The following is a 23,759-nucleotide window of genomic DNA, read 5'->3' as shown; positions in this document are numbered from 1 at the left end:
CTGAGAGAGCGGCCATGCGTTAATAGTGCTTGGTTAGTCCGCGCCTACTAGTGAGGAAGTTGATACTCCTGAATAGGATGTTGGCAGTGCCTCATTAAGCACTTCACAAATCTCACTTGTCCTGGCTGCCAAAATCGACAGCAGGGTATCGCTTAAACCATGGGTGGGCTCGCAGCTACCTTGCAGGAAAATAGCCGGTTTGAACGCAGGCTTGGCGTAAAGCTGATAGTGGCGGTTAACGGCAAAATCAGGCAGGTAGTCCGCAACGGGGGCTAACAGCTGTTTATGAGTGTCGCGTACATAGCCGGTGGCTAACACTACTGCGTCGTAGCGGGTGATATCCGTATGGCCAGTCTCCAAATCACGCACGTTTAGCTCAACGCCTTCAGGGCTTGCTTGACTGCCGATAACCTCATGGCGGCGACGGAAGCGGTGGCGGGCCTGGCCGGTTACTTTTTGCTGATAGAACACATCGTAAATCTCCTGAATTAGCGCCAAGTCAGGGGCTGAGTAGTTGGTGCTTTTGTACTCCTGCAGCAGCGCTTCCCGCTGGCCAGTGGGGTTGTTGAAAACGTAGTCGGTGTATTCGGGATTGAATATCTCGTTGACGAAGGGGCTATCGTCCGAGGGTTTAAAGGCCCATGCCCGGCTAATAAGATCCACCTGAATACCTTCGCGGCCGTGCAGATCAAGGAATATCTCAGCGGCGCTCTGGCCTGCACCGATCACGGCGATGCGTTTGGGGGCGTCTTGCTTTGCTAGCTCTCTGAGGTAGTGGCTGGAGTGGAAGACCCGCGGGTCGTCTTTTAGCCCGGCGAAGCATTCAGGCACATTGGGCGCACCCCCCACGCTAATTACCAATGAACGGGTGAGCCTTTCCTGCACCGCGCCACTCTCATCCCGTGAACGCACGCGGAGGTAGGCGACCTCGTCGTTATCAGTTTCGGGCAGCACTTCAAACACATCCTCTCCATAGGTGCACTGGTGTTCAAAGTGGCTGGCAGTCCAGCTTAGGTAATCATTGAACTCATGACGGCTGGGGAAGAAGGTCTGCAGGTTGATAAAGTCCTGCAAGCGGCCTTTGCTGTGGAGGTAATTGAGGAAGCTGAAACGGCTGCCTGGGTTACGCGGCGTGACCAGATCTTTGAGGAAAGAAATCTGCATATGGGCATTTTCCAGCAGCATATGCGGGTGCCAAGCAAAGCAGGGCTGGCGCTCAATAAACAAGGCATCCTTCGCTTGCCCTGCCTGACGTTGCTCATCAAGCGCAATGGCCAGGGCAATGTTGGAGGGGCCGAAGCCGATGCCGATCAAGTCGTGAATATGCATAAGAGTCCTCGTGGCTGACGTATTTATGGGGTGAAGCGTGGATCGGGTCGTGGGGCTGACCCAGGGTGCGAGGGCTGCGGAACCCAGCAGCGCTCGTTGAAAAAGTGTTCGCGTAGCTGCATGCCGAGCATGGCCCGCTTATGGGGGAAATCGAACGCCTTCACATGGGCATAACCGCACTGGGCAAGGTTGCGCAGCATCTTGGCGTTATCCACCCGGGGCTCGATCACCAGGCGTTGGGTGCGGCAGTCGTCCAAAAAGAGGTAGTGCGAGATAGAGGGCAGCCAGGCGGCGACATAAGGCCGCCCGCGAAAAGCGGCTTCACCGATCAGCACGTGCCAGCCGCGGTCAAAGTCATCGGCGTCGTAATAAGCGCCGATGCGATCCTCCTTGGCCCAGTAGGTCTCGAAATAGCCGAAGGGTTCGCCGTCGATACAGCCGATCAGCGGTACAACGCTGGGGTTCTGGAGCGTGCTTTCTAGCCGCTCGCGATGCTGTTCCAAATCACCCTGCTCTTCCCAGAAATGGGCGACGACCGGGTCGTTCATCCAGCGGTTGAAGCGCTCCAGATCAAGTTCCAGGTCAAGCACTCGAAAGCTCAGGGTGGCATCCAGCCAGGCAATATGGCGCTGATATACCGTGCCGCTGGGGCGCGGCGGGCGGCGCGGGTGCCGTTTTCCGTTCTCCAGGATGGGCTGCTGCGGATAGGGGCGCATGCGCGTTGAGGTCAGCCAGAGCGTGGGTAACTGCCAAAATAGCTCCGCATATACCCAGAGCTCTCCATGGCTTTCTTGAACCGCGATGCCGGCGGCACACAGGTTGGCGTGCAAAACACTAGGTAGCTGAAGGCGTAGCGCAACACTGGCCGGGTAAAAGGCAAAAGCCCCTTCGATAGCGGCAAGCAATGCCGGGAAAGGTGGTGCTGAACGCTGTGACCACTGCAGCATCAAGGTGCTGTTATCGTCTACTAGCAACCACTCAAGACGCTCTTGATGTCCTTCCACATAAAGTGTCTGCGTGGTTACCTCATAGGAAACTTGATAGGTGCACCCCTCTGGGCGTGAGAGCAGCGAGGCCACCGCGTAGCTTTCAGAGGGTACGTGTACCTGTGGTTGTGCCTGGACAGAACTGGACACCGCTAAGCTCCTATCAATAAGAACGAATCAAAGAAACGAATTAAAATCACCCCGCCGGAGGGCGGCGTTACTGACTTCCTTATTTAATGACGAATGAGAATGAGGCTTGTTTACATAAAATTGGTTAACTTTTTACGCGAGCGGTTCGTCATTAGAGATAGGTGCCGATTTCCAGTCGCTTTTTCTAATGGCTTTCCAATGAGGTGAATGTGCTTCCCTATCTGATTCGTCGAACTCGCGGGTTGATGACCGCTGCTGCGCTGGCCAGCATTCTCTCGGGGCTTTTCAGCGTGCTGCTGATTGCCCAAATTAATGCGGCGTTAACCAGCGATGTCGCCAGCCGTGCCGACTCTCATGTCAACCCTGCTTGGGCCTTCGCGGGCATTGCCGTGGCCCTAATGGTCTGTCGCATGGTGTCGACGGCGCTGTTTGAGCGGCTGGGGCAGCGTGCGTTGGCCGAGTTGCGCAGTTTTGTCGCCCAGTGTGTGGCCGAAACCCCCTTTGCTCGGTTCGAGCGTGTGGGCAGTGCGCGGATCCAGTCGGCACTCACCGAGCACAGCAACAACGTGGCGGTACTGTTCGTTAGCTTGCCGGTGATTTTGACCAATACGGTCATCGTGGTGGGATGCTTGGGCTACCTGGCAATGCTTTCATGGCAGGTGTTTTTATTTGCACTTGGGGTGATTGGGCTGGGCGCTGTCGGTTACCACCTGGTGCACTTACGCGCTATTCACTACCTCCAGGATGCCTCGTCAGAGCAGGATCGCTTGTTTGGTCATTTCCGCGCGCTGACCGATGGTGCAAAAGAGTTGCGGCTACACCAACGCAAGAGCCGGGTCTTTATGGATCAGATACTGGGGGAGTCGGTTGAAGGCGTGCGGCGGCTGCGTACCTATGGCATGTCGCTGTTCGTGATCTCGACCAGTTGGGGGCAGTTCCTGATGTACGCCTTTATTGGTCTGGTGTTGTTCGTGTTGGCAGGCGATGGGCCTAACCAAACCCAGGTAATGACCGGTTTTGCCCTGGTGTTTGTGTTTATGGTGACGCCCCTTGAGGGCTTGCTGATCAATATTCCACGGATCAATATGGCGCGGGTAGCCGCTAGCCGAATTGATGACATCACACGAGAGATGCCCCAGGGGCAGGAGAGGCAAGCGTCACCTCAGGTGCCTGCTTTGCAGCGTCTTGAGTTGCGCGACGTCACCCATCAGTACTACCACGAGCAGAGCGATGACTTCTTTGAGTTGGGGCCGATTAATCTGAGCTTTACGCCGGGGGAGGTGGTGTTTCTGGTAGGAGGTAACGGTAGCGGTAAGACCACGCTGGCCAAAGTAGTGGTGGGGCTTTACCCGCCGGAGGGTGGCGAGGTGTTGCTTAATGGCGAGCGGGTCGAGCCAGATGGCTGGGATGCCTACCGGCAGCTCTTCTCGGTGGTGTTCTCGGACTTCCACCTCTTCGAGCGTCTGTTGGAAGCGCCGCGGGAAGATCTCGACGAAGAGGGCAACCGCCTGCTGGCCAAACTGCACTTGCAGCATAAGGTGCGGGTTGAAAACGGTGCGTTTACCACTCAAGCACTCTCCCAGGGCCAGCGTAAGCGTCTGGCGCTTGTCGTGGCCTACCTTGAGGATCGGCCCTTCTTGGTGTTTGACGAGTGGGCGGCGGATCAGGATCCGTTATTCAAAGAGGTGTTTTACTGCGAGGTGTTGCCCGAGCTAAAACGCATGGGCAAAGCGGTGCTGGTCATCACCCACGATGACCGCTATTTCCACCTTGCGGATCGATTGGTGCGGCTAGAGAGTGGCAAGCTATTGACTGCTGAGTCTGAGACTGCCGAAGAGTCGCTAGCGGAACCCTCACCGGCCACTTGACCCCACCATCCGCGCCAGTACCCGGTCTTTGAGCCAGAAGCGGTGAATCAGCGCCATCGTGATGTGGCCGATGACTAATCCACATAACAGCCACGAGAGCGGGCCGTGAAGGAGCTCGGCTGGGACGATCATCCAGGTGATGTCGCGTTCCGCTTCGGGCAGCAGCTCCATGCCATAAAAGCGTAGCGCCCCGCCGCGGCCGTACTGGCGCAAAATAGCGAAAGCGGGCAACCACATTAGTAGCCCATAAAAGGTGATATGGACAAAGCGCGTCAAGCGCCCACCTAGCCCTGGCGTGTGGGGCGGGCGTTGCTTGCGATTTATCCATGCCCAGCCAAGGCGAGCCAGCGTCACGATCAGAATCATAAATCCTAATGAGCCGTGGGGCCCGATGCTCGCCAAGAACAGCGTGATAGCGTTTTCGCCCATTCCTCGCCAGGCCAGCAACACGGTAAATTGCAGCGTGACCAGCGCGGCGGTCAGCCAGTGAAGCGCACGGCTGACCCGCCCATAGCCGTCAGGGCTGTCTCGCCAGCCAATAGGCGCTTGAGCTGGTGTGCTTAAGTAATCACTGTTTGGCGCCGTGCTGTTTACTGCTTCTTTAACCATTGGCCTTGCCCTGACGCCAGTAGCCCATGCTGGTGACGTACTGTTTGGGGAGGCCGCACTCGTTGACCAGGTAGCGGCGCAGCGTCATGGCGACTTTGGTTTCAGCGGCGATCCAGGCATAGAAGGGCGCGTTGTCGTCCAGAGTGGCGGGATCCCAGAGCGGGCCGTCCTCATCGTCGCTTTCGTCGTTGGTAGTGGCGCTGGTAGTGGTGTTAGTAGGCGTGCCGCCTAGCGTTTGAATTTCCTTATGTAAATCAATATTACGTAGCGTTCTCAGTAGTAGCTCACCGTGCTGGCAGCCTGGCTCACTATCGCGTGCCAGCCAGTGAAGTTTGGCGGCATGGGGGAGCGGCTGAACATCGTCGCTGCGAGGCACTTCGAACAGCGCTTCAACCTTGGGTTTGAGCGGCAAATCATCAAGGGTTTCCAAAATACCGGCGGCAGCGGGGAGGGCAGTTTCATCGGCGAGGATCAGAATACGGCGCACGCCTTGGGGTGGCTTCCACTCATAGCCCAGCTTTGGGCCCTCCGCACTGGCGTCGGGGGCTGTCATCGCTAAGCGGTCGCCGGGGCGTGCATGCATTGCCCAGCGTGAGGCGGGGCCATTGTCGCCGTGGAGTACAAATTCAACGTCCACCTCGGCTTGTTCTGGGCGCAGGGCTCGGATGGTGTAGGTGCGCGCAGAGGGGCGCTGGGCGTCCGGCAGTGCGCGGTAGGCGCCGTACCAGTCGTGCTCTTCCAGCTTGGCAATCTCAAACAGCGGGTCGAGACTGCCACCGCCTTCGGGGAAGAACAGCTTGACGCGCTGATCCGGGGCGTAGGTGTCCATTTGACCAACATCTGGGCCAGTAAAGGTGAACCTGACTAATGAGGCGCTGACTTGGGTGCGCCGGGCGAGGGTGATATCGAAAAGCCGGTAGCTCGGTTTGGCTGCCATAATGATGTCTCCTTTATATAAGGAGTCAATTGTAGTGCTAATCGTTATCATTTAGAATCATTGTTAGTTATTCAATCGCTAATTTCCATAAACTCGTTTGCATAAATAGTAAGGCTAAGAAAATGACGCTGCTGCCTATCACGTCTCTTTGGGCGAACTGTCCGGTTACCACGAAAGGGTGCTCGCTATGTTAGGCGCCGCGCAATTTGCCCAAAGAGCGGGGGGGATGTCGCCCGCTAAAGCCTGCCTATTGCTTAGCCTGCCGATGGTGGTGCTGTTTTGGGTGGGCCTAGAGGGCCAAGGCGGTTTTGCGCTAGGCCTGCAGGCGTTAGTGGCTCCCTCCTTTGAAAACGTTGATGAGTTGCTGCTTTACTATGCTTGGTGGCCGCGACTCTCGATCGCCCTGCTCGCCGGGGGCGGCTTGGGGCTGGCGGGCGTACTCATGCAGCAGGTGCTGCGCAACCCGCTGGCCTCGCCCACCACCTTGGGGGTGGCATCGGGCGCTAATCTGGCGCTGATGACCGCCACCTTGCTAGCGCCGGGGCTGCTTGTCGCCGGGCGCGAATGGGTCGCCTTATTGGGTGGCGCGCTGGCGGTTGGGTTAGTTTTCCTGCTCTCCTGGCGGCGCGGGCTGGCGCCAATCGTGGTGGTGCTGGCGGGCCTGGTGGTCAATCTTTACCTGGGGGCGCTGTCTACGGCGCTGCTGCTGTTTAACCACGAGGCGCTCTCGGGGCTGCTGATCTGGGGCGCGGGTTCGCTGGCGCAAAACGGCTGGGATGGTGTTGCCATCCTCTGGCCTCGGCTGGCGATTAGCTGCATAGCCGCGTGGTTTTTGCTGCGCCCTTTGGCAGTGCTGGAGCTTGACGATGCCAGCGCCAAGAGCCTGGGGGTTTCGCTGACCTATCTGCGCTTTGCGGGGATGGGGCTGGCGGTGTTTATTACCGGAACCATTGTTAGCGTGGTGGGTATTATTGGTTTCATCGGGTTAGCAGCGCCCAATATTGTACGTATGGCTGGTGCGCGCCGCTTAGGGCCACGGCTACTCTGGTCGACGCTATTGGGGGCCGTGCTGCTGGCTACCACCGATCTGCTCCTGCAGCAGTTTGGTGGCATGGTGGCGGCCTTTATTCCTACCGGGGCGATTACCGGTGCCCTGGGGGCACCGCTGTTAATGTGGCTGATTCCGCGCCTGAAACTGCAGGGCGACCAGCCGCCAAAAGGGGCCGGTGTTTTCGCTCATCGCCACCCTGCGCCGTCACGTTTAGCCACTGGTTTAATCCTCGCGTTACTGGGGGCAACGGTTCTCGGCTTGCTGTTTGGCCAGGGTGTAGACGGCTGGTATTGGCTGGCGCCCAATAACTGGAATGTCATGCAGTGGCGCATGCCCCGGGTGATGGCAGCAGCCGCCAGCGGGTTGATGCTGGCGATTGCCGGGACGATTCTTCAGCGCCTTTCTGCCAACCCCATGGCCAGCCCCGAGGTACTGGGTATCAGCGGTGGCTGTGCCATTGCGCTGATTTTGGGAATTTTCCTGCTGCCTGCGCCCACCAATATGATGCTGATTGGCGTGGGCACCCTGGGGGCTTTCGCGACGCTGTTGGTGTTGGTGGGTATCAACCGCAAGAGCGGTTATCTCCCCGAGCGTTTGCTGCTCACCGGGGTGGCGGTCAGTGCGTTATTTGATGCGGTTCGCAGCGTAATGCTGGCAGGTGGCGATCCTCGTGGCCAGCAGGTGATTGCCTGGCTGGCGGGCTCCACCTACTACGTGGATATCACCAATGCGGTGGTGGTAGGGGGGATTGCCGCTGTATTGGCGCTGGTCACACTGCCCTTCACTCGCTGGCTGGATATCCTGCCCCTGGGCGCGCCCACGGCCAAGGCCCTTGGGGTCACTCTAAACCGTGCCCGTTTGGCGTTGCTGCTACTGGTGGCGCTGCTCACCGCTTGCGCCACCCTGGTGGTGGGGCCGCTTTCGTTTATTGGCCTGCTGGCGCCGCATATGGCGCGCTTGGTCGGCTTCTCCCGTGCAGGGCAGCACCTGCTGGGTGCTGCGTTGATCGGCATGCTATTGATGGTGCTGGCGGACTGGGTGGGGCGTCAGATTATTTTCCCTTACGAGATACCTGCAGGCTTGGTCGCCTCGCTGATTGGCGGTGCCTACTTTATGTGGGGGCTAAGGCGGTTGTAGTTACCCGTGCTTTTAGCACGCGCTTTTAGCATGCACCGAAAACAAGATGCCGGGGAGTTGTGGTCATGGAGCTGTTAAGGATTGTATGGCGTGATTATCGCTGGCCGTTTGTGGCCGTGGTGGTGCTCAGTTTGGTCAGCGCTGGTCTCGGCATCGGTGTCATCGCCTTTATCAATCAACGGCTGCTAGGCACCTTTTCCGATCCCTGGCGCATCCTGCCCGAATTCCTGGGGCTGATTGCGCTGCTGCTGGTCATTACCCTGACATCACAATTGGCGCTAACTACCCTGGGTCACCATTTCGTCTACCGGCTGCGAGGGCAGTTGATCAAACGAATTCTGGATACCAATATCGAACGCGCCGAGCAGATTGGCAGTGCGCGTTTGCTGGCGAGTCTCTCCACCGACGTGAGTTCAGTGACCGTTGCTTTTATACGCTTGCCGGAGCTGATGCAGGGCGGAGTGCTGACGATAGGTGCCACGCTTTACCTGGCGTGGCTTTCGCCTGCCATGCTGGGTGTCACCGCGCTTTGGGTGATTGTGACTATTTTAATTGGTATACGCTTGGTAGCACGTGTCTATGGGCATATGGCCAAACTGCGCGAAATACAGGATCGTCTCTACGCGGATTACCAGGCGGTCATTGAGGGGCGCAAAGAACTGGCGCTCAACCGTGACCGTGCCGAATGGCTGTATCGTGATGTCTATACGCCTAACGCACAGGAGTGTCGGCGTCATTTTATTCTTGGTGATACCTACCATCTCAGCGCGGTGAACTGGTTCAACATCATGATGCTGGGTGCCATCGGTGTGGCGTTCTTTTTGGCCAACGGCCTGGGCTGGGCATCGGTGCAGGTAGCCACTACTTTTTCACTCACGCTGCTGTTTTTGCGTGCGCCGTTGATGCAGGCCATTGGTGCCTTTCCGACACTGATTAACGCTCGAGTGGCGTTTGAAAAAATCAGCAGCTTAGACCTGGCCGAGCACCGTGAGGGGTTCGGCCATTCTGCGCTGCGCCATGACTGGCAAGCGCTCACCCTGGATCAGGTTAGCTATTGCTACCCGGATGAGGAGTCTCGGGCGGGTTTTGCCATCGGCCCTATCGACCTGACCTTGAAGCGTGGCGAGGTGGTGTTTCTGATCGGCGGTAACGGCAGCGGGAAATCGACTTTGGCGAGGCTGCTGACTGGGCTCTACCAGCCCCAAAGCGGCTGCGTGCGAGTCGATGGCAGGCCGCTGCGGGAAGAAGACTGGACACGCTATCGCCAGCACTTCTCGGCCATTTACACCGATCTGCATCTCTTTGACCGTTTGATGGGCCCTGCGGGCGAGTCACCCGACTCGGGGCTGGTGGAGGAGTGGCTTGCCGCGCTGGGCATGCGCAGTAAGCTCGACTTCGACGGCGATCGCATCACCAACGTCAACCTCTCCCAGGGCCAGCGCAAGCGTCTGGCGATGCTGCTAGCCGTTGCGGAGCAGCGCGACCTGTTGCTGCTTGACGAGTGGGCCGCCGACCAGGATCCCCAGTTTCGGCGAGTCTTCTATCGTGAGCTACTGCCCCAGTTACGGGCGTTGGGCAAGACGCTGGTGGTAATCAGCCACGATGATCACTACTTCGACCAAGCTGATCGCCTGCTGGAAATGCGCCAAGGGCAGTTGGTAGAGCTCACCGGTGAGCAGCGAGAAGCCGCGAGCCGCGATGCGGTGGCAAAGGTGAGTGGGTAATGCGTAACGATGTTGGGGCGCCTAATTTAGCCAAGACCACGGCGTATCATACCGGCTGCCGGGACTCGCTCGGCCAGCTGTATCACCACCACCAGCCTTGGCTGCAGCAGTTGCTCAGCCATCGGTTGGGGTGCAGTGAATCGGCGGCTGACTTGGCGCAGGATGCGTTTGTGCGATTGATCAAAACGCCCCGCCAACTGGATAGTTTCGACGGTGCCAGAGCCTATCTCAGCCGTATGGCCAAAGGGCTATGTGTGGATCATTGGCGCCGTCAGGATATCGAGCGTGCCTGGCAGCAAGCCTTGGCAGCTAGTGCCGAGACACATTTGCCCTCTACTGAACACCAGCAGATCGTTATAGAGACGCTGTGCGAAATCGACCGCATGCTGGCGCGGTTGCCCGAAAAAGTCGCCAGCGCCTTTCTGGCCTCCCAGCTACACGGCAAACCCTATCGGCAGATTGCTGAGGAGCTAGGGGTTTCTGAGCGCATGGTCAAAAAATATATGGCCCAAGCCATGCTGCGGTGCGCGTTGATCGAAGCGGGCTTCGAGGCGAGCCTCTAAATGGCCTCTGCCGCCAGCCCTGATGAAGCCGCCAAGCGCCGCGCCTTGGCCGATGCCGCCGAGTGGTTTGCTGAGTGGCAGGCAGGCGAGCTCTCTTCAGTTCAGCGTGAGCATTGGCAGTCGTGGTTGGAAGCCAGCGATACCCACCGCTGGGCCTGGCAACAGGTGGAAGGCGTTAGCCAACGTTTTACCACTCGTCTGGATGAGGCTGAGCGCCACACCGCCGACTGGGTCATCAGTTCGGCGCGGCAACGACGGCGAGGGCGATGGCATCTGCTAAGTGGTCTCTCTAGCCTGGCGATTGTGGCCGTGTTGATAGGGCTCTCTTGGCAGTGGACGCCACTGACCCAATGGGTAGCCTACTGGGGCGCCGACTACCGTACGGCTACCGGTGACATCACTCGCATCGAGCTGGATGATGGCACCCAAGTGTGGCTCAGCAGCGCCTCGGCGTTGGACTTGGACTACGACCGCCAGCGGCGCCGACTGCAGCTGGTGGCGGGCGAAGTGCTGGTTACGACCGGCAAAGACCCCGAACGACCACTTTATGTCGATACCCGCAGTGCCCGGCTAACGCCCTTGGGCACCCGCTTCAGCGTGGCTGAGCAGCCATCAGGCGAACTGCTGGCGGTGTTTGACGGTGCCGTGGCGATCCAGACCCTGGGTGATGCTCAGCATGCGAGTCAGCGGCAGGTGGTCAATGCAGGACAGCAAGCTTACTACGCCGCTGACCGCATCGGTGAACTCACCCCCGCTGAAGGCCGCAGGGAAGCCTGGGCCAACGGCATTCTGCTGGCCGAGAACATGTCGCTTAAGACCTTCGCTGCGGAGCTTAGTCATCATCATCGTGGCCGCCTTGAGGTCGACCCCGCGGTGACGGATCTCACCCTGCTCGGCGCTTTCCCGCTTGATGATCTAGAGCGCACCCTGAACATGGTCGAGACCACGCTGCCGGTGAAGGTGCGCCGGGTCATGCCCTGGTGGATCAAGATCGAGGCAAGCGAGAAAAGCCCCAACCAAGAATAAAAAGAGAAAAAATTGGTTTTTCTGGTTCCCCTTTTTCGCGCTGGTTCGATTCCCCTTTATAAGCACTTAAAACGTATCTGCAAGGGGAATCGATATGCTCCAACAGCGCACTGCACTTCAACCGCTTACTGCCAAGCACCAACCGACGCTTAACCGCCGCGCCTTGGCGCTGGCGGTTCATTTTGCCGCCGCCGGACTATTGGCCGTGCCGCAGCTATCGCAGCCCGCCATGGCACAAGCCTCCCAGCAGCAAACGCGCCACTATGATATTGCCAGCGGCCCGGTAAGTAGGGTTATCAACCGCTTCGCCGCCGAGTCGGGCGTTTTTATCAGCGGCGCCGGCGAACTGGGAGAAGGGCGTCAAAGCCCTGGCCTGCAAGGCCAGTATCGCGTCGATGAAGGGCTGGAGCGGTTGTTGGATGGAACAGGTTTAACGGCAGCCCGCCAGGGTGATGGTAGTTATCGGTTGGAAGAGCGGGCTGCGGATGTGGCATTGACGACAGTAGAAGTAACCGGAGCGCGCCTGCCCTACGGCATGACCGAGAATAGTAACTCCTACACAAGCGAAGGCGCTAACATTGGCTTAGCTTCACAGTCAGTGAAGGAAATACCTCAGTCAGTGAGTGTTGTTACACGAGAGCGTCTGGACGACCAAGGTACGACCTCATTGGCTGAGGCTATGCGCAATGTTACTGGTATGACCGTGCGTGAGTACGGGCCCAATCAGTACGAGCTCAAGTCTCGAGGTTATAATATTAACTCCTTCCTCATTGATGGTAGTCCTGCTCAGAGTCCAGAAAGTGCCTGGGAAAGCGCTGGAGTATTTGATACAGCCCTACTCGATCGTATTGAGGTGCTCCGTGGGCCTGCGGGTATTCTCCAAGGGACTGGTGAGCCCAGCGGTACCATCAATCTGGTGCGCAAACGTGCTTTAGCTGAAAGCCAAGCTTCGGTTACCCTTTCTGCCGGTACAGATGATGCTTACCGGGGGGTAGTCGACGTAACTGGTGCACTGGATAGTGATGGGCGAGTCCGGGGCCGCTTCGTCGGTGTCTATGATGATCGCGGCTCTTTCATTGATAATGTATATTCGGAGAACCAAGTCGGTTATGGAACATTGGAGTTCGACCTGACCCCGAATACCACATTGTCCTTGGGGGCAACCATACAAGAGGAGGAGTTCCGTCCTAACTCTGGATTACCGACCTACAGCAACGGCTCCCTACTCAATATTAGTCGCTCTACGTATCTAGGTTCGGACTGGGAAAAACAAGCTGGTGATGCCCAGCGCTATTTTCTAGAATTGGAGCATCAGTTGAATAATGGTGCTGAAATCACTTTTAAAGCCAATCACCAGAATCGAGATTCTAACCTCCAAAAGAGTGAAAGCCATTCGTCCGTTTCACCCGATACCGGTGAATTCTTGATGCGCCGAATCCAGTGGGATCAAGAACGCCAAGATGATTACCTCGAGCTTCAGGCACGTACTCCCTTTGAACTGGCTGGAAACTCTCACGAAGCCGTATTCGGCGCCAGCTATTTAGATAGGGAAGTTATCCGTATATTTGCATCTGGTAATCCGATCACTGTTCCGGCAAGCATTTTCTCTTCCGGCCATAGAACTTCAGAGCCTCCTACCTTCGATCAAAACCCTGTCGATTTTGACGTAGGTAGCAAGCAATATGCGGCTTATAGTAAAGCTCAGTTCAACCTATTTGATCCTCTCACCCTTGCCTTGGGGGGACGCATCAATTGGTGGGAAACTGAGAGTTCCCTCAGTTCTGGAGGATCAGTGAGCGAGAATGCTAGCAGTGGAACCGAATTCATTCCCTATGCGGGCTTGATCTACCAACTCAACCCCGAGATCAATCTCTACGCTAGCTACACCGGCTTCTTCGAACCGCAGACGGCAACAGACCGCAATGACAATATTATCGATCCACGTGAAGGCGACCAAATAGAGATCGGGATCAAAGGATCTAACCTTGAGGGCGGTTTAAACTGGCATGTCGCAGCTTTCCGTATTGAAGACACCAACCGTGCCTTTGCCGATCCTGATAATCCAGGTTTCGCGATCCCTATTGGAAAAGCCGAGAGTGAAGGCTTAGAAGCTGAAATCAGCGGTCAGTTGTTGCCTCGCTGGGATCTCAGCGTTGGTTATGCTTATACGCAGACAGAGTTTGTAAGGGACGCTAGCTCAGAAGGCCTCACACTCTCACCGGACACACCTGAGCATAACTTCAACCTATGGTCACGCTATCGCTTTAGCGACAACCCAAGTCAGGGGTGGCGGGTTGGTGCAGGCGTGAATACCGCTAGTGGAGTTTATGCCGAAAGTGGGGATGTTAAAACTGAACAAGGAGGTTATACCACTGTTTCAGCACTGCTCGGCTATCAGGTCAATGAGAACTTGGACATCTCATTGAATGGTAATAACCTAACCGACAAGGAGTACTACTCTACAATTAGAGGAGGAAGTAGGCATAATTATTACGGTGCACCACGAAACTTCATGCTTACCATGGATTACAATTTCTAATCACCCATGGGCAGAGTAATATACCTGCCGTTCTAGGACTTATTAACTTGGCGGAAACTTAACGGCTACTGAAATGATGAGTGATTGAAGTTGCCGCCACGTTAACAGCGCATATATTTTTATAAGTATTACCATATATTGAGAAAAACATGAGTACTCCTCTCTCTCAACCAAAGATAAACAACGAATTTTCTCTGCGTGCCTTTTTTGTATGCCTCTCATTTTTTATCCCCGTCACCTGTCTAGCTTCGCCCCTACCTTCTACGATAGCACTTAGTTGGACTACTGCCGAAACACTGGTCGCCATTGGCGCCCCACCTGAAGGGATGTCAATGAGAAATAATTATCAGAAATGGGGAAGCATCAGATCCATACCCGAAGACACAGTTGAAGTTGGCCTTTCTTTTCAACCAAATCTTGAACTCATTACATCGATGCACCCAGATATAATAATATCAGACAGTGTTTTCGCCGTATCCGATGAGAAGCTATCAGACAAATACAAGACATATCGCTTCACTCTCTATCACGAAGATGTAAATAGATGGAATGAACTTACAGATTTCACAAGAGAAGTGTCTTCGGCTATTACACTGTCAGATGCTGGAGAGATGTATATAGCCGACGTTGAAAATAAAATTGAACATTTAAAAAATAGAATCAAGGAGTGGAACGAACCACTACTGATTATTCGCGCTCTAGATTCCCATCATGTGAGGGTTTACGGAAAAAATAGCTTGGTTCAAGCCGTGCTTGATCGCCTGGGCTTAGCCAACGCCTGGCAAGAACCAACAAACCAGAAGGGGTTTTCAATTGTCGGTGTAGAGGAGCTAATCGGCATTGATGCGCGACTAGTAATCGTGGAGGGCCCACAACTTTCTGGGAATATAGCAAGCCAACTTTACGGCCGTGGCCTATGGCAGTATGTGCCTAGCATTCGAGAAAAAAATTTAATAACAGTTCCTCCGTTCTGGGTATTCGGTGCTCTTCCCTCAGCCCTCCGCTTCGCCGAATCCCTCGTTGAGGCATTAGAGGGGCCAACCACGCCCTAACACGGATCTGATCACCGCCATATGATTTGTAATGATAAGTATTATCACTTATTGTTTGCGTCTGGTTTTGCCCCTTTTTTGGGGCAGTTGGCACCATGTTACCGGATGGGCGGCGCAATCCACTCTATCAACCAGTGCGTTATCTTGAATTGGGTGGCGATACTCCCAACCGCGTACGACGCTTGTGTTGTATCAAGTATCGCCTTCCAAATGAGCCGTTGTGCGCCGCCTGCCCTTTGAAACCTGAGAATTGTCAAGCAAAGCGTCACCGCTAACTCTCTTGCTCCCAGGGAGTGTTGGGGGCGTATAGAATCCCATGCTTTTTAATAAATCCAATCAATACCCCCATCATAAGAAAAACTAATACCCCATTAGCAGGATGATTTTTAGCAATCAGCATTCCCAGTTACTTTATTGCCAGGTTAATGAACGCGGCGCTAATTCCGGCAATGAGGGCAGAGCAATGTGGGAAAGTTATATCACCGGGCTGGTGGTGTGCGGCGGGATTATCATGGCGATTGGCGCGCAGAATGCCTATATCCTAGGGCTGGCGATTCGTCGCGAATACCACTGGTGGTCGGCGGGGCTGTGCATCAGTGCGGATATCATTTTGCTTACCGCGGGCATGTTTGGCGTGAGCGCCATTCTGCTGACCATGCCCAATGCCATGGAAGCCATGCGCTGGGTCGGCGTGGTATTCTTGAGCTGGCTGGCGGCCCAGGCGCTGTGGCGTGCGGTTAGCGGTCGGCAAGGGTTAAGCGCTGAGGCGGGCAAAGCACCTAGCTTAACTAAAGTAATTTTCGCCACCCTTGCCGTCACCGTGCTCAATCCCCAGGTCTATCTGGATACGCTGCTGCTAATACCCGCCATTGGCGCGCAGCAGGAAAGTGCGGGCATTTTTGTAGCGGGTGCCTCCACGGCTTCAATCCTGTGGTTTAGCCTACTGGCTTGGGGCGGCGCCGCGCTTTCACCGTGGCTCTCAAAGCCCATTGCGTGGCGCGTCATTGACGGATTGATTGGCATGATGATGGCAGGCATTGCCATTCATCTTGCGCTTGGCTCGGCGTCGCTCAGCTAAGCCGCTGAGCGTTTTATGGCGGCTCGTTTTTAATGGCGACTAAAGTAGGCCTCCATGCCCGCGATGACTTTATCGATGTCCGCGTCATTAATATCGCGATGGACAACAAAGCGGGTAGCGTAAAGTAGTTCAATCAAAATACCGTGCTCTTTTAGCCAGGCGGAAAGTGGCTGCACATGGCTGTCGGGAAAGCGTGCGAACACCATATTGGTTGCCTGTGAGGTGATGTCGACCCCCGGCAGTGTTGCCAAGCCTTCGGCCAGTCGTGCGGCGCGGCGGTGGTCCTCGTTTAAATCGCTCACATGATGATCGAGGGCGTACTGACAGGCCGCCGCGATAATGCCTACTTGTCGCATTCCACCGCCCACCATTTTGCGTAGACGGCGAGCTTTATCAATCAGCGTTTGAGAGCCCACTAATGCCGATCCCATTGGTGTTCCCAAGCCTTTTGAAAAGCATAATGAAACGCTATCGAAAGGTAGGCAGAGCTGCTTAAGCGACCTGTCGGTTGCGACAGCAGCATTAAACAGACGTGCTCCATCTAAATGCGTTGTTAGGCCGCGTTCTCGAGCGAGTTCTGTCGCTTTTAGAACGTACTCTTCGGGCAGCACTTTACCGCCAATGGTATTTTCCAACGCCAGCAGTTTGCTACGGGCAAAGTGACAATCGTCAGCTTTGATGGCAGCGCTTATTTTTTCCAGTGGCAGCGTGCCATCGGCCGCATTTTCAATAGGCTGAGGTTGGATACTGCCCAAGACCGCTGCGCCACCGCCTTCATAACGGTAAGTGTGCGCCGACTGACCCACAATGTACTCATCACCGCGCTCGCAGTGGGCCATGAGCCCAACTAGGTTACTTTGCGTACCACTAGGAAACAGTAGCGCAGCTTCTTTGCCTGCCAGTTCGGCCAAGTTTGCCTGGAAAGTGTTTACCGTTGGGTCATCGCCCCACACATCATCACCTACCGGCGCGGACATCATGGCTTCAAGCATCTCGGGAGTGGGGCGCGTTACCGTGTCGCTGCGTAAATCAATCATGTGGAACTCCTTTTTTGTTTCAGAGCGCCCACTTAGGGCTATTTTGTCGAGCAAGTTTTGAGGAACCATCTATGGTTAACAGCATACTGCAAGTCTCTCCAGCATAGGCATCCCGATGGACCTAAAAAGTGGCTATCCCTTTTGGGCTGTAAAAAACGGCCTGTTGAAAACCTTTCCAAAGCTTACCCGAGACCACCAAAGCGAAGTGGTGGTGATTGGTGGTGGTATTACCGGTGCACTGATTGCCGATGAGCTCAGCCGCCACGGCCACCATGTGGTCGTGCTTGAACGGCGCGATGTGGGGTGGGGCAGCTCCGCTGCGAGCACTGCCTTACTTCAGTATGAGATTGATACGCATATGACGGAGCTAGCGAAGCGTTACGGTGAAGCCGACGCGGTGCTTGCTTACCGCGCCTGTGCCGATGCCATTGGTGAGCTTGAAACCTTGGCGGCTGGCCTGGGGGATGTCGATTTTGAGCGTCAGCAGAGCCTCTACTATGCCAGTAATGAAGAGGATGTGGCGTCGTTAAAAGAGGAACTGGCGCTACGTTTAAAGCACGGTTTTGACGCTTCCTGGCTTGAAAGTGAGGCTATCTTGGCGGAGTACGGCTTTGTGGCCCCCGGCGCGATACTGACCCAATTGGCCGCCAGTATTGACCCATACCGCATGGCTTATCAGCTGTTTACCAAGTTAGTCGAGCGCGGTGGGGAAGTGTATGACCGTACGCAGATGGAGATGATGACGCCGGACGAACAGGGAGTCACGCTCACGCTTACCAACGGTGCCACCCTGCGCTGCCAGTACGTGGTAATGGCGGCGGGCTATGAGTCACAAGCCTGGTTGCCTGAGAAGGTCGCTATTAACCGCAGTAGCTATGCGCTGATTACCGACCCGCTACCGCCGGAGGCATTAGGTAAATTGCGTCATACCATGGTGTGGGAGTCCGCGCGGCCCTACCTTTATATGCGTACGACCTGCGATGGTCGCCTTTTAGTGGGTGGCGACGACGATGATGAAGATATTCCCAAGCGTCGCGATGCTCGGGTGGAAGAGAAAGCCGAAGGGCTGGCTCAGAAGGTAGAGGAACTATGGCCTAAGCTCGATATCAACCCGACGTTCTCATGGGGAGGTACCTTTGCCGAAACCGATGATGGCCTGCCTTTTTTTGGCCCCCATGAAGCTCATGGGCCACGGGTACATTTCGCCATGGCGTATGGCGGTAACGGCATTAGCTATAGCATGATCGGGGCAACATTACTGCGGGCGCTGATTGAAGGAGAGGAGCATCCGCTGGCAGAACTGTTTTCATTCCGGCGCCTAGCCAAAATGACTGAACAGTAAAAAGCGACCTTGGCTTCGGCCTTAAAATCAGTCATAAAATATAGCGGCGCGTCAGTGGAAAACGAGTATTCTGAAGGGATATTCACAAGGATTGAGGGCCATGAGCCATACACTGTATTTACGGGCACTAGAGCGCAATGATCTGCGCTTTGTCCACGAGCTCAATAATAATCAGAGCATCATGTCGTACTGGTTTGAGGAACCCTACGAGTCATTTGACGAGTTAGAGGAGCTCTATAACAAGCATATTCATGACAATGCAGAGCGGCGCTTTGTCGCCGAAGATAGCCACGGTACCGCGATTGGCTTGGTCGAGCTGATTGAGATCGACTACATCCATCGCAGTGCCGAATTTCAAATCATCATTGCTCCGGACCATCAGGGTAAAGGGTTTGCCCGTTCGTTGATTCGCCAAGCATTGCACTACTCCTTCACTATCCTAAACTTGCATAAGGTCTATCTCATTGTGGCGGTGGAGAACGTTAAAGCGATCCATCTTTACGAAGAGAGCGGTTTTATTGAAGAGGGGCATCTAGTGCATGAGTTCTTTATCAATGGCAAGTATCGGGATGTGAAACGTATGTATATCCTACAGGGCACCTATCTCGATCAACTTGATACCACCGAAGCGCCCGAATCTAACTGGCTGTGAACATAGCCAAAAAAAACGCCTCGCTGTGACGAGGCGTGATATGTAGCTGACATCGCAGGGTGCAAAACAGGGCTTACGCTTAGCCGAGATAGGCCTTGATCGCATCAAGCGCCGCACGCTGCTGTTGAGCACGTTTAGCCCAGACTTCCATAATATCGGCTTCCATCGACTGTCCGTGGTTGAGTGAGTGCTGCATGGCGACCGCTCCTTTTTCAGGGGTTAGGTGAAAAGCGTTGTAATTCACAGCTTATTTCTTATACACATGTTAGTTTTTACAAAGCAGTATTTTAGCTGTGGGTAACGATAGTAAGGGCTTTTCCTGGCTACGGCTAGTTCAAAAGATGTAGGTGATTTGCCATTACGTGTAAGTATTTGCTTACAATTAAGCCATATATACCTCTAGGCAATTGAATGGAAAAGGTTTTCATAGACATAAAGAGCCGGGAGTTACCCCGGCTTCTGTGTTTATCTTTCAGTCTTAAGGGGATAAAGCACCTGAATTAGCCTAAATAGGCTTTCAGCGCTTCTGCTGCGGCACGATTCCATTGGGCGTTCAAGTTCCAGAACTCTAGAACTTCTTTATCGCGTGCAGGGGGCGTTATTAGAAATGTCATATGTGGTCCTCCTAGTGGGACTACATATGGAGTATAGTCTCTTTATGCTGCGATGCAGCATAAAAATTGTTATAAAAACTTCTGGGTAAAGAGAAACAGGCTTAAAATAAAATATGTTATTGTTAATAAACGACTAAAAATAAAGATAGTATCTTCTAATGACTTATCTCTCTTCCGCCTCGGTTGTACACCATGACAGCATGATAGACGCCCCAGGTGGGCGACTATTTGTACGTGCCTGGCAACCAGCCAGTGCCCAGTCCCTTGAACAAAGCCCTATCGCGCTGCTGCACGACTCACTAGGTTGCGTTGAACTATGGCGTAGCTTTCCTGCTGCGCTGTGTGCAGCTACCCATCGCACGGTAGTCGCCTATGATCGCCTGGGTTTCGGCCGCTCTGATGCCCGCCACGACACGTTGCCATTGAGTTTTATCGATGATGAACCAGCTCAAGGTTTCTCTGTCCTTCGTGATGCATTGGGTATTAAGCGCTTTATTGCCCTTGGGCATAGCGTAGGTGGCTGTATGGCTGTTCACTGCGCGGGGGTATATGCCGATGAGTGCGATGGTCTGATTACCATCTCTGCCCAGGCGTTTAACGAAGCACGTACGCGAAACGGTATTGTGGGAGCCAAAGAGGTATTTCAGGCGCCAGAACAGCTTGCCAAGCTGGAAAGATATCATGGTGATAAAGCCCAATGGGTACTCAAGGCCTGGACAGAAACCTGGTTAAATCCAGCGTTTGAAAACTGGACATTAACGCCAGCATTGGCGCAGGTGACGTGCCCCAGCTTAGTGATTCATGGTGAGAAAGATGAGTATGGCTCGCACCGTCAGCCGGAGCGTATTGTTCGCTATATTAACGGCTCTGCACACGGCGAAATGCTGGCCAATATTCACCACGTCCCTCATCGTGAGTGTGAAGCCGATGTAGTGAGTCTGGTCAGCCGGTTTGTTGAATGTCGTTCACGCTAGCTACCGTGATGAAAGCCACAAGGAGCCTTATGCGCCTGCGTATTTTGTCTGATTTACACTTGGAGTTTTTCGATGGCAACCGCGAACTGCCAGAAGTGGATGCCGACATGGTGATTCTAGCTGGCGATATTCATCGCGAGAGCGAAGGGCTTGCCTGGGCGCGTTACCGCTTCCCGGATATGCCTATTATTTATGTACCTGGCAACCATGAATTCTACGGCACGTGCATGCCGCAGCTGCGTGGAGAGTTGGCGCGCGAAGCCGAGCGCCTCAATATCGAGCTTTTGGATAATCGCGCGGTAACCCTCGACGGCGTGCGCTTTTACGGCACAACACTGTGGACGGACTTCGCGCTCTATGCCAATGACCCGACCCAAAACCCTGCCCATGCCGAGTCAAAAGCACTGCGTTATATGCCCGATTTCAAAATCGTCCAAACCTCTCCCGGCATAACGTTCACCCCGCTGGCGAGCCGCCAGCTACATGCTGAAGCGCTAGCATGGCTTGAAAGCCAACTGGCCCAACCGTTTGACGGCCCTAAGGTGGTGATCAGCCATCATGCACCGCTGCATGGGTGTATTCCTGGCCAATACCTAGGCGACGCGTTATCCCCCGCGTTTGCTTCAAACCTGCCGCACCTGATGGGCAAGATGGATGTGTGGGTGCATGGGCATGTTCATGAACCAATAGATATGTTGCGTAATGGTACGCGCGTTATCGCCAACCCCGGTGGTTATCCTTATGAGTTCACTCCTGAGCTATTTAAGCCAGATTGGGTGATTGACGTATAAAAAATTATTTATTTCATTGGGTTGCGTCTATCTACTGGCTGTTTCGGGTGACTGTTTGGGTTTACGAAGAAGTTCTACTTTGGTTTAAGTTACGCTACTTTCGCTTGCGCCATATCGGCTCGATACTTATCTTCCTAGTTGTATGATGTATTACATAAGATGTTGGCCAGCCGATGGAGTCTGCTCATTCAATGGTCAGCGCATTTACAAAGAGGGCGCAACGTGACGTTTTCAAGAGAAGCAGTAATCAATGCCATCGGTGATGGATTGCTATCGTTCCCCATCACGGACTTTGATAGCCAGGGCCGTTTTGATGAAGCGAGTTATCGTAAACGGCTCGAATGGTTTATTAGCCATGAAATTTCCGCAGTCTTCGTGGCGGGTGGTACGGGCGAGTTTTTCAGTCTCTCAATTGATGAGTATCGTGACATTGTTCGTGTTGCTGTTGAGGTAATCGACGGACGTTTGCCGGTAATCGCCAGCGCGGGGTTAAGCGTAGAGACAGGCAAAGCCTTTGCAAAAGCGGCAGAAGAGGCGGGTGCTGACGGCATCCTTTTAATGCCTCCCTACCTCACCGAGTGCCCGCAGGATGGCCTGGTTGAGTATGCTCGCCAGATCTGTGATGCCACCGCCGTCAACGTGATTTATTACAACCGCGGCAATGGCATTTTGACCGCTTCCTCTGTTCAGCAACTCGCCGATCACTGCCCTAATTTAGTGGGGCTGAAAGATGGCAAAGGCGATATTCAGGCACTCAACAAAATCGTCAAAACCGTGGGTGACCGGCTGGTGTATATCGGCGGTGTGCCTACGGCAGAAATTTTTGCTGAAGCCTATGTGTCCATTGGCGTGAATACTTATTCCTCAGCCGTTTTTAACTTTGTACCGGAAATGGCTGTCACGTTTTACAAGGAGTTGCGTAAAGGCAATAAGGACGTCGTGAAGCAGATTACCAACGACTTTTTTATTCCTTTCGTAGATCTCAGGGATCGAAAAGCAGGCTATGCCGTTAGCCTCATCAAAGCAGGTGCTGCCATTGTCGGTAGGCCAGCGGGCAATGTTCGCGCACCGCTGGTAATGCCAACCAACGAGGAGTGCCTGTTGCTTGAAGCCCTTATCAAGGTAGCAAAAAAGTACTAATACGTCATTGATGCTATAAAACAGCACTAACTAATAAATAACTATCAATAATAAGAGGATGTTAGACATGCGTACACATAACAACTGCATGAGCGCCAGCCCTATGAAAAACCGCACTTTAAAAACGTTAGCCCCCATTGCCAGCGTGGCTGTATTAGTCGCCATTGCGCTACCTGCCCAAGCTGAAGACTGGCGTGGCTGGAATATTCACCCTGACGGTTACCCCAATACCATGGCGCTAGAAGAGTTTGCCGACGCCGTGGCGGAGCAAACGGAAGGGCGCGTTAACCCACGTGTTTATAACAATGCGGTGCTGGGGGATCAGTCCGACGCTATCGAGCAAACCCGCAACGGGGCGCTGGATTTTGCTAATTTTAATATGGGGCCGATGGGCCCGATCGTTTCAGAAACCAATGTGTTCTCGCTACCCTTCCTGTTCAATGATGTTGAACATATGCATACGGTAATGGATGGTGAAATAGGTGAGCGTTTTGCCGACGCCTTAGAAGATAAAGGCTTGGTGGTGCTTTCGTGGTTCGATTCGGGTGCCCGCAGCATATATAACACCCAACGCCCTATTAAAACCCCTGAAGACGTTGAAGGGTTAAAGATTCGCGTGATGAATAACGATCTTTACGTCGACATGATTGCCGCCATGGGCGGTAACGCCACGCCGATGTCTTATGGCGAGGTGTACCAAAGCTTAACCACCGGCGTACTTGATGGTGCTGAAAATAACTATCCCTCTTTTGAGTCAAGCAATCATTATGAAGCAACGGGGTACTACTCATTAACCGAGCACTTGATTATTCCTGAGTGTCTGTGCGTGGCTAAATCCAGCTGGGAGGCACTCTCGGAAGAAGACCAGGAAATTGTTCGTGAAGTAGCCGAAGAGGCTTCCGCACGTCAGCGCGAGCTATGGGTGGAAAGCTCCGAAGAGAGTCGTCAGATTGTTCTCGACTATGGTGTTGAGATTAACGAAGTAGACGATAAAGCCGCCTTCCAGGCCCTTATGGAGCCTATGTATGAGGAGTTTATCGCCAACAACCCTGGCACGGGTGATCTGATCGAGGAAATTCGCGCCACCGAGTAATACTGACACCCATACGCTTCCGGCAGTTAGCTAGCGGTTACGTAGCCGCTGTCGGAAGTTAAAAAGG

Annotated in this window: 20 protein-coding genes; 15 read left to right on the top strand and 5 right to left on the bottom strand. The window is 54.4% G+C overall.

The genetic code is table 11. The features are described from left to right. Nucleotides 1-33: 33 nt before the first annotated feature. Together KO116_RS16820 and KO116_RS16815 are read right to left on the bottom strand one after the other, a co-directional pair. Nucleotides 34-1,329 carry a lysine N(6)-hydroxylase/L-ornithine N(5)-oxygenase family protein gene (locus KO116_RS16820; RefSeq protein ID WP_035559133.1) on the bottom strand — a complete coding sequence of 432 codons (1,296 nt, stop codon included), beginning with the start codon at nucleotides 1,327-1,329 and terminating at the stop codon, nucleotides 34-36. A gap of 23 nt (nucleotides 1,330-1,352) precedes the next feature. Continuing rightward, nucleotides 1,353-2,465: a GNAT family N-acetyltransferase gene (locus KO116_RS16815; RefSeq protein ID WP_035559136.1), complete on the bottom strand. Its 1,113-nt coding sequence runs from the start codon at nucleotides 2,463-2,465 to the stop codon at nucleotides 1,353-1,355. Between the two features lie 209 nt (nucleotides 2,466-2,674). Here KO116_RS16815 and KO116_RS16810 point away from each other — a divergent pair, with 209 nt between their 5' ends. Continuing rightward, nucleotides 2,675-4,333, top strand: a complete 1,659-nt coding sequence (locus tag KO116_RS16810; protein WP_035559139.1) for a cyclic peptide export ABC transporter — start codon at nucleotides 2,675-2,677, stop codon at nucleotides 4,331-4,333. Here the strand turns inward: KO116_RS16810 and KO116_RS16805 are convergent. Further along, complete coding sequence (locus KO116_RS16805) at nucleotides 4,319-4,942, bottom strand: cytochrome b (RefSeq protein WP_035559141.1); 624 nt, start codon at nucleotides 4,940-4,942, stop codon at nucleotides 4,319-4,321. The genes KO116_RS16810 and KO116_RS16805 overlap by 15 nt on opposite strands. Then, complete coding sequence (locus KO116_RS16800) at nucleotides 4,935-5,879, bottom strand: siderophore-interacting protein (protein ID WP_035559143.1); 945 nt, start codon at nucleotides 5,877-5,879, stop codon at nucleotides 4,935-4,937. The genes KO116_RS16805 and KO116_RS16800 overlap by 8 nt, the downstream gene beginning before the upstream one ends. Before the next feature lie 187 nt (nucleotides 5,880-6,066). Between KO116_RS16800 and fhuB the strand changes: the two genes are divergently transcribed. From fhuB to KO116_RS16765, 8 genes are all read left to right on the top strand, one after another. Further along, entirely contained in the window at nucleotides 6,067-8,067 is a 2,001-nt protein-coding gene (gene fhuB, locus KO116_RS16795; RefSeq protein WP_035559145.1) for a Fe(3+)-hydroxamate ABC transporter permease FhuB, read from the top strand. A gap of 65 nt (nucleotides 8,068-8,132) precedes the next feature. Beyond that, nucleotides 8,133-9,791: a multidrug ABC transporter permease/ATP-binding protein gene (locus tag KO116_RS16790; protein WP_035559149.1), complete on the top strand. Its 1,659-nt coding sequence runs from the start codon at nucleotides 8,133-8,135 to the stop codon at nucleotides 9,789-9,791. Continuing rightward, a complete protein-coding gene (locus tag KO116_RS16785) occupies nucleotides 9,791-10,354 on the top strand; it encodes a sigma-70 family RNA polymerase sigma factor (protein ID WP_235272408.1) in 564 nt (187 codons plus the stop codon). Before KO116_RS16790 ends, KO116_RS16785 begins: the two co-directional genes overlap by 1 nt. Beyond that, entirely contained in the window at nucleotides 10,355-11,380 is a 1,026-nt protein-coding gene (locus KO116_RS16780) for a FecR domain-containing protein (protein WP_045812159.1), read from the top strand. A gap of 94 nt (nucleotides 11,381-11,474) precedes the next feature. Continuing rightward, nucleotides 11,475-13,919: a TonB-dependent siderophore receptor gene (locus KO116_RS16775; RefSeq protein ID WP_052703791.1), complete on the top strand. Its 2,445-nt coding sequence runs from the start codon at nucleotides 11,475-11,477 to the stop codon at nucleotides 13,917-13,919. Nucleotides 13,920-14,068: 149 nt separating this feature from the next. Then, nucleotides 14,069-14,971, top strand: coding sequence for an ABC transporter substrate-binding protein (locus tag KO116_RS16770; protein ID WP_082072621.1), 903 nt, complete (start codon nucleotides 14,069-14,071; stop codon nucleotides 14,969-14,971). Nucleotides 14,972-15,066: 95 nt separating this feature from the next. Next, nucleotides 15,067-15,246: a (2Fe-2S)-binding protein gene (locus KO116_RS26330; protein ID WP_442905763.1), complete on the top strand. Its 180-nt coding sequence runs from the start codon at nucleotides 15,067-15,069 to the stop codon at nucleotides 15,244-15,246. 188 nt (nucleotides 15,247-15,434) lie between these two features. Beyond that, nucleotides 15,435-16,049, top strand: a complete 615-nt coding sequence (locus KO116_RS16765; RefSeq protein WP_035559151.1) for a LysE/ArgO family amino acid transporter — start codon at nucleotides 15,435-15,437, stop codon at nucleotides 16,047-16,049. Nucleotides 16,050-16,078: 29 nt separating this feature from the next. Here the strand turns inward: KO116_RS16765 and ltaE are convergent, their stop codons facing one another. Further along, nucleotides 16,079-17,086, bottom strand: a complete 1,008-nt coding sequence (ltaE, locus tag KO116_RS16760) for a low-specificity L-threonine aldolase (protein ID WP_035559153.1) — start codon at nucleotides 17,084-17,086, stop codon at nucleotides 16,079-16,081. Nucleotides 17,087-17,201: 115 nt separating this feature from the next. Between ltaE and KO116_RS16755 the strand changes: the two genes are divergently transcribed. The 6 genes from KO116_RS16755 to KO116_RS16730 all read left to right on the top strand — a co-directional run bounded on the left by KO116_RS16755 (nucleotide 17,202) and on the right by KO116_RS16730 (nucleotide 23,692). Further along, nucleotides 17,202-18,428: an NAD(P)/FAD-dependent oxidoreductase gene (locus KO116_RS16755; RefSeq protein ID WP_035559155.1), complete on the top strand. Its 1,227-nt coding sequence runs from the start codon at nucleotides 17,202-17,204 to the stop codon at nucleotides 18,426-18,428. A 100-nt stretch (nucleotides 18,429-18,528) separates the two neighbouring features. After that, complete coding sequence (gene speG / locus KO116_RS16750; RefSeq protein ID WP_035559158.1) at nucleotides 18,529-19,080, top strand: spermidine N1-acetyltransferase; 552 nt, start codon at nucleotides 18,529-18,531, stop codon at nucleotides 19,078-19,080. Nucleotides 19,081-19,852: 772 nt separating this feature from the next. Further along, nucleotides 19,853-20,668 carry an alpha/beta fold hydrolase gene (locus tag KO116_RS16745; RefSeq protein ID WP_035559160.1) on the top strand — a complete coding sequence of 272 codons (816 nt, stop codon included), beginning with the start codon at nucleotides 19,853-19,855 and terminating at the stop codon, nucleotides 20,666-20,668. A 29-nt stretch (nucleotides 20,669-20,697) separates the two neighbouring features. Then, nucleotides 20,698-21,459, top strand: coding sequence for a metallophosphoesterase (locus KO116_RS16740; protein WP_035559162.1), 762 nt, complete (start codon nucleotides 20,698-20,700; stop codon nucleotides 21,457-21,459). Nucleotides 21,460-21,681: 222 nt separating this feature from the next. After that, a complete protein-coding gene (gene kdgD / locus KO116_RS16735; RefSeq protein ID WP_035559164.1) occupies nucleotides 21,682-22,599 on the top strand; it encodes a 5-dehydro-4-deoxyglucarate dehydratase in 918 nt (305 codons plus the stop codon). Between the two features lie 103 nt (nucleotides 22,600-22,702). Then, nucleotides 22,703-23,692 carry a TRAP transporter substrate-binding protein gene (locus tag KO116_RS16730; protein WP_035559654.1) on the top strand — a complete coding sequence of 330 codons (990 nt, stop codon included), beginning with the start codon at nucleotides 22,703-22,705 and terminating at the stop codon, nucleotides 23,690-23,692. The last annotated feature ends 67 nt before the right edge of the window (nucleotides 23,693-23,759 follow it).

This window comes from Halomonas sp. KO116 (assembly GCF_000734975.2).
GTDB lineage: Bacteria > Pseudomonadota > Gammaproteobacteria > Pseudomonadales > Halomonadaceae > Vreelandella > Vreelandella glaciei.
This window is presented reverse-complemented; position numbering and strand designations above follow the sequence as displayed.